This window comes from Thermodesulfovibrionales bacterium, assembly GCA_026417875.1.
In the GTDB taxonomy this organism is placed as follows: domain Bacteria; phylum Nitrospirota; class Thermodesulfovibrionia; order Thermodesulfovibrionales; family CALJEL01; genus CALJEL01.
The window spans coordinates 1-5,690 of sequence record JAOACK010000084.1 but is presented as its reverse complement, the minus strand read 5'-3'; the positions used below and the strand labels follow the sequence as shown (position 1 = coordinate 5,690).

The window sequence follows — 5,690 nt, the reverse complement described above, 5'->3', positions numbered from 1 at the left end:
ATAGACAGGGAATGGGAGAGGTTACTAAGAGAATCAGGTCAGCTCTAAGCCGGGGGTTCAGCAGGGTGGTTCTTTTATGACCAATACAGCTACAAATCTTATAATGTATGAAGACGAGTTCAAAAGGATTGATGAAGAGCTCCAGAGACTCTATCAGCAATCCAATGCAAAACTCGTCTTCCTTGTTGATAAAAATGGCCAGCTCATAGCCATTGCAGGAGAGACCCACAATGTGGACACCACATCCCTTGCATCCCTCACTGCCGGAAATATTGCTGCAACAGGAGGTATGGCAAGGCTCCTTGGAGAGAAGGAATTTTCCCTTATTTACAACGAGGGAGAGAAAGACAATGTCCACATCTCCCTCGTTGGTCAGAGGGTGATACTGGTTGTTGTCTTTGACCAGAGGTCAAGCCTTGGTCTGGTTAGATTAAGGGTTAAAAAATCCTCAGAGGTGCTCGCAAGGATATTTGATGAGATAAACCAGAAGGCAGAGAGTGCAAAGAAGGAAGGAAAGATAGAGGAATCACCCTTTGCGGAGATCACTGATGAGGACATTGATAAACTCTTCAGGTAGGTTTACCAGGTGTCCTTTATAAACTATTCCTCCAGAGAGATAAACTGCAAGATTGTATATTATGGTCCCGGTCTCTGTGGAAAGACCACCAATCTGCAGTACATATACAAAAAGACAAATCCAGAGCAGAAGGGCAAGCTAATATCCCTTGCGACAGAGACTGAAAGAACACTCTTTTTTGATTTTCTTCCTCTTGCCCTTGGTGATATAAAGGGTTTCAGGGTAAGGTTTCATCTCTATACAGTTCCTGGTCAGGTCTTCTATGCAGCAAGCCGGAAATTGATTCTTAAGGGTGTTGATGGTGTTGTCTTTGTTGCTGATAGCCAGATAGACAGGATGGAGGCAAATATAGAAAGCTTAGAAGACCTCAGAATCAATCTTTCAGAACAGGGTTATGACCTTGAAAAATTACCCTTTGTTATTCAATACAACAAGAGAGACCTTCCAAACGTAGTGCCAGTTGAGGAGCTGAACAGGGTCCTGAATCCAAATGGCGTACCCTATTTTGAAGCAGTGGCAACGCAGGGCATAGGTGTTTTTGAGACATTAAAGGGAATTGCAAAACTTGTACTACTTGAGCTAAAGAAGAATTATTAAGGAATAAAAAGTCTCAGTTCTTCAAAGCTTGAGGTAATCTCTACTTTCCCCTTGCCAAAATAATCTCCATCTATCTGGACATGTCTTTCAGGCTCAATAACTATCTTTGAGGCCTTTTGGTATATAACATCCCGAAATTTAATATGTCTTGTAGTTATTACTCCAGCTACATACTTTAACAGAGAAACTCTATTTTTTCCCGTAAATACTACAGCATAAAGTTCAGGTTTTCTTAAATCTGCATCAGGTGCCATTCTGAAATAGCCGCCGTAGCAGGCAGATTTGCATATAACTGCATTATACCCCTGGACTTCAAGATCATCTATCTTTATATTCATTGGAACAGGACTGTATCTGATAAAATTCTTTATTCCACTTAAAATATAGGCAAGTTTTCCGCTGATTTTTTTTAGACTCTTATTTACTCCGTAAACAGATTCTCCATCAAAACCGATTCCTGCCATCAGGAGAAAATATCTCTCCATGCCGTTAACTTTTATCCTTGCTGGAAAGATTCTTGCGGGACTTTTCTTAAGTAGCGATAGAGCGCCTTCAACCTTCTCGGGAATTCTCAGCTCCTTTGCAAGGACATTAGTTGTTCCAAGTGGCAAAATGGCCATTGGAACAGCTGTTCCAATGAGTCCGTTTGCCACTTCATTAAAAGTTCCATCTCCACCGGCAGCGATAATCGCATGGATATCTTGAGAAGGATGGTTTTTAGATATCTCCTTAGATAGTCTTATACCATCTCCATGGTTCTCTGTCCAGAGCAATTCAGTTAAATAGCCCATGGACTTAAGGAGAGAAGTCGCTTTTTTAATCCTTCTCCTTGATGCACTTCCAGCGACAGGATTTGCAATAATAAAGACCCTTTTCATTTTAAGTTTTTTATGTATCAATTAGGAAATACAGATACGATTATTTTAAGGCTTAATCCGGATTTAATACAGTGTTTTTTATATCATAATTAACTTCTACAAGTACAGGTTTTTTTTCAAGATACCTGATGATTCTCGTTATACTGCTACCTTCTTTTACAAAAAAAACCCTTCCTCCTGCCTTTGATCCCTTTTCTTTTATATTTGGTATCCTCTGGTAACCAAGTCTCTGTGAGGCAACATACCCTGTTGTATAATCAGGGTCATCAGATATACAGACCTCTGCCATTATACCGGGACAGGAGGCAACCTTTGATGCCAGTATGAGTGCCTCTTTTACCCTTGTAGTATTTATGCCGAGACTCTCCAGTATGCTGGAGAGTTTTTCCTCCGAATCTCTGGAAATTCCTAGTCTTGATACCCTCACACCTCTTTCCCTGTCCGGCTCTAGCCTTCTTCCTGTCTTTGCTTCTATAAGGCTTGCTCCACGCATGGTCCTTTCTGAATAGACTGTGGAAAGTCCTCTTTTTATAGCGAGCTCGCTGATACCTTCTGTCCTGAGGAGTTCCTTTATTAAGTTTTTTGCTCTAAACGGCGAGGGACATTCAAGGGTAGTAACTTTAAGCACTGGAACAGAAACAGGCTTAACCTTTAATTTTTCCACAGTAAGGACTATTTCTGAAGGGAGTCCCTTTGGATGGCAAAGGGCCCTGAGAAGAAAGGCCTGAGATAGAGTTATAATCTCATCCTGCTCAGTGATTGTTTCAGCTCCGGATATATGGAGCTTTCCTGTACCTGCTCTCATCCTGATACTCCACATGTAAAAAGTATAGCAGAAGGCAGGGTTCAGGGTTAAGTTTAGAAAATAGCAATCTTTATAAAATGATTCAAAAAATTAATAAAGGGAATCTTGACAAATCTCTGCAGGTATGATAACCTTTTGCACTAAATTATATCTTAAGAGGAGAGTTTACAGTGCTTCCTAGCACAGTGGCTCTTAAGCTAAAAGGAGTGAAGGATGCTTGAATTTAACAAATGGTTCTTTGTCCTTCTCATAAACTTCCTCTTTCTCATATTCATTCTCAATATAATCCTTTTTAAACCACTAATGAGACTTTTTGAAGAGAGGAAGGAAGGTATTGATGGTTCTTTGAAAAAAGCAAGAGAGTTTAACCAGAAAAAAGAGGAACTTATGAACCAGCTCAACAGGGAGCTTCTTGAGGCAAACAGAAAGGCAAAAGAGATAATTGAAAGATATACCCAGGAAGGAAAGGACAGACAGGCAGAGCTTTTAAGACAGGCTGAAAAAGAGGCTCAGGAGATACTTATGAGGGCAAGGCAGGATATTGCTGCTGCAACTGAGGAGGCAAGAAAGGCACTCAGACAGGAGATAGAGAAGATCTCAGAAGATATTGTAAACAAACTTGTGAGGGTATAATATGGCGAAGCAATGGCTGAGGAGGTCGGATGTTAGAAAGGAGAGGTAAGTTAGAGGTCAGTAAGGACTACAGGCACTTTTGGATTATGCTGGTATTATTTTTTATTTTAGCTCTTTCAGGGATTTCCCAGGCTGCAGGAGAGGCAGAACATCATGCAGGATTCTGGGACTGGTTCTGGCGGATAGTGAATTTTGCTATTCTTGTAGCAATCCTTGTTATATTTGCTGGAAAACCGTTAAGGAATTTTCTTAAAAAAAGGTCAGAGACAATTGAAAGGGCACTTAATGAAGCCAGACAGGCAAGGGAGCTTGCTGAAAAGGCACTAAGGGAGGTTGAAGAGAGATTTTCCCAGAAGGATATAGAAATAGAAAGGGTCCTAAGCACAGCAAAAAAGGCAGGAGAGATTGAGAGGGACAGTATTATAGAAGAGGGTAAAAGAATCAGCCAGAGACTCATTGAGGATGCAAGAAAAGGAATAGAGCTTGAGAAGAAAAAGGCAATAGAAAAACTCAAAGAAGAGGCAGCACTTCTTGCCATTGAGCTTGCAGAAAAGAAACTTCAGGGCCTGACAGAAGAGGAAAAAAAGAGACTTCTTGAAGATTCAATAAAAAGGATAGAAGAGAGGAGCAGGGGATGAAAGGTGAAAGGATAGCAAAAAGATATGCAAAGACGCTCTCGGGTATGTTATCCCTTGAAGAACTTCCCCATGAGATAGCCCGCCTTGAAAAACTCTCGGGGCTAATCGAGGCAGATAAAAAATTAAAGGGATTCTTTGTCAATCCACTTTTTCATGATCAGGAGAAGAATGTATTTCTCAACCATTTATCTGATAAGATTGGCTTCAGTGAAAAGACCAGAAGTGTTCTTTTAAAGCTTCTAGAGGAAAGGGCTTTTATAGCCTTACCCTTATTTATCAAATTTTTAAATAAATTTTATGCCGAGAGAAAGAGGCTTCTCAAGGCGACAGTCCTGAGCCCAATCCCTGTTGATGGTGGTATGGTGGAAAGAATTACTAATGCCCTGAGAAATATTACTCAGAAAGATGTTAGAGTGGATGTATCCATTGCCCCAGAACTTCTTGGAGGCATAGTGGTCAGGTTTGACAATACAGTATATGACCTGAGTTTGAGAGGTCAATTAAATATTTTAAAGAATGAAATTATAAAGGGGTGAGCATATGGAAGTCAAAGAGATAAGAACAGAAGAGATAAGTGAGTACCTCAGAAGACAGATTGCAGACTTTGAAAAGAGGATTGATGTAAGCGAGGTGGGAGTTGTCACCTATGTAGGTGATGGAGTTGCCAGGGTCTATGGACTTGAGAATGCCATGATGTCTGAGCTCCTTGAGTTTCCAAATGATGTTATAGGCATGGTCCTTAACCTTGAAGAAGATGCAGTGGGCGCAGTTCTTTTTGGTGATGACAAATTAATAAAAGAAGGAGACATTGTTAAGAGAACAGGAAAGATCATGTCCGTTCCTGTTGGTGAGGCACTAATCGGAAGGGTTGTTGATGCACTCGGAAGACCCATTGATGGAAAGGGTCCGATAAAGACAACAGAATCAAGGCTTGTTGACGTTGTGGCACCTGGTATCATTAGGAGGCAGCCTGTTAAAGAACCCCTCCAGACAGGTATAAAGGCAATAGATGCAATGATACCAATTGGAAGGGGTCAGAGGGAGCTTATAATAGGTGACAGGCAGACAGGAAAGACAGCAATACTCATAGATACAATTATAAATCAGAAGGGAGGAGATGTAATCTGTATCTACGTGGCAGTTGGTCAGAGAAGGTCTGCAGTTGTAAGAACAGTTAAGACCCTTGAGGAATACGGTGCAATGGAACATACCATAGTGGTTGTAGCAACAGCCTCAGATCCTGCACCTATGCAGTATCTAGCTCCCTATGCTGGATGTGCAATGGGTGAATACTTCAGGGACAGTGGAAGGCATGCCCTTGTATGCTATGATGATCTGAGCAAACAGGCTGCAGCCTACAGACAGCTATCACTTCTCCTCAGGCGTCCACCTGGAAGAGAGGCCTATCCTGGTGATGTCTTCTATCTCCATTCAAGGCTTCTGGAGAGGGCAGCAAAGCTATCTGACCAGTATGGCGGAGGCTCACTCACTGCCCTTCCTGTAATTGAGACACAGGCTGGTGATGTCTCAGGATATATACCCACAAATGTCATATCCATTAC

General features: G+C 41.4%; 8 protein-coding genes. 6 read left to right on the top strand and 2 right to left on the bottom strand.

Features of this window, described 5'->3' with window-relative positions; all coding sequences use genetic code 11:
• Nucleotides 1-76 precede the first annotated feature (76 nt).
• Nucleotides 77-577: a roadblock/LC7 domain-containing protein gene (locus N2257_10315; GenBank protein ID MCX7794777.1), complete on the top strand. Its 501-nt coding sequence runs from the start codon at nucleotides 77-79 to the stop codon at nucleotides 575-577.
• Nucleotides 578-586: 9 nt separating this feature from the next.
• Complete coding sequence (locus N2257_10310) at nucleotides 587-1,174, top strand: GTPase domain-containing protein (protein ID MCX7794776.1); 588 nt, start codon at nucleotides 587-589, stop codon at nucleotides 1,172-1,174.
• Here the strand turns inward: N2257_10310 and N2257_10305 are convergent.
• A complete protein-coding gene (locus N2257_10305; protein MCX7794775.1) occupies nucleotides 1,171-2,052 on the bottom strand; it encodes a diacylglycerol kinase family lipid kinase in 882 nt (293 codons plus the stop codon). The genes N2257_10310 and N2257_10305 overlap by 4 nt on opposite strands.
• Before the next feature lie 52 nt (nucleotides 2,053-2,104).
• Nucleotides 2,105-2,872, bottom strand: a complete 768-nt coding sequence (locus N2257_10300; protein ID MCX7794774.1) for a 6-carboxyhexanoate--CoA ligase — start codon at nucleotides 2,870-2,872, stop codon at nucleotides 2,105-2,107.
• A 198-nt stretch (nucleotides 2,873-3,070) separates the two neighbouring features.
• Between N2257_10300 and atpF the strand changes: the two genes are divergently transcribed.
• From atpF to atpA, 4 genes are all read left to right on the top strand, one after another.
• Complete coding sequence (gene atpF, locus N2257_10295; GenBank protein ID MCX7794773.1) at nucleotides 3,071-3,490, top strand: F0F1 ATP synthase subunit B; 420 nt, start codon at nucleotides 3,071-3,073, stop codon at nucleotides 3,488-3,490.
• Nucleotides 3,491-3,519: 29 nt separating this feature from the next.
• Complete coding sequence (locus tag N2257_10290; protein MCX7794772.1) at nucleotides 3,520-4,128, top strand: ATP synthase F0 subunit B; 609 nt, start codon at nucleotides 3,520-3,522, stop codon at nucleotides 4,126-4,128.
• Nucleotides 4,125-4,664 carry an ATP synthase F1 subunit delta gene (atpH, locus tag N2257_10285; GenBank protein MCX7794771.1) on the top strand — a complete coding sequence of 180 codons (540 nt, stop codon included), beginning with the start codon at nucleotides 4,125-4,127 and terminating at the stop codon, nucleotides 4,662-4,664. The genes N2257_10290 and atpH overlap by 4 nt, the downstream gene beginning before the upstream one ends.
• A gap of 4 nt (nucleotides 4,665-4,668) precedes the next feature.
• Nucleotides 4,669-5,690, top strand: a 1,022-nt coding sequence (gene atpA / locus N2257_10280) for a F0F1 ATP synthase subunit alpha (GenBank protein MCX7794770.1), incomplete at its 3' end; no start/stop codon positions are given.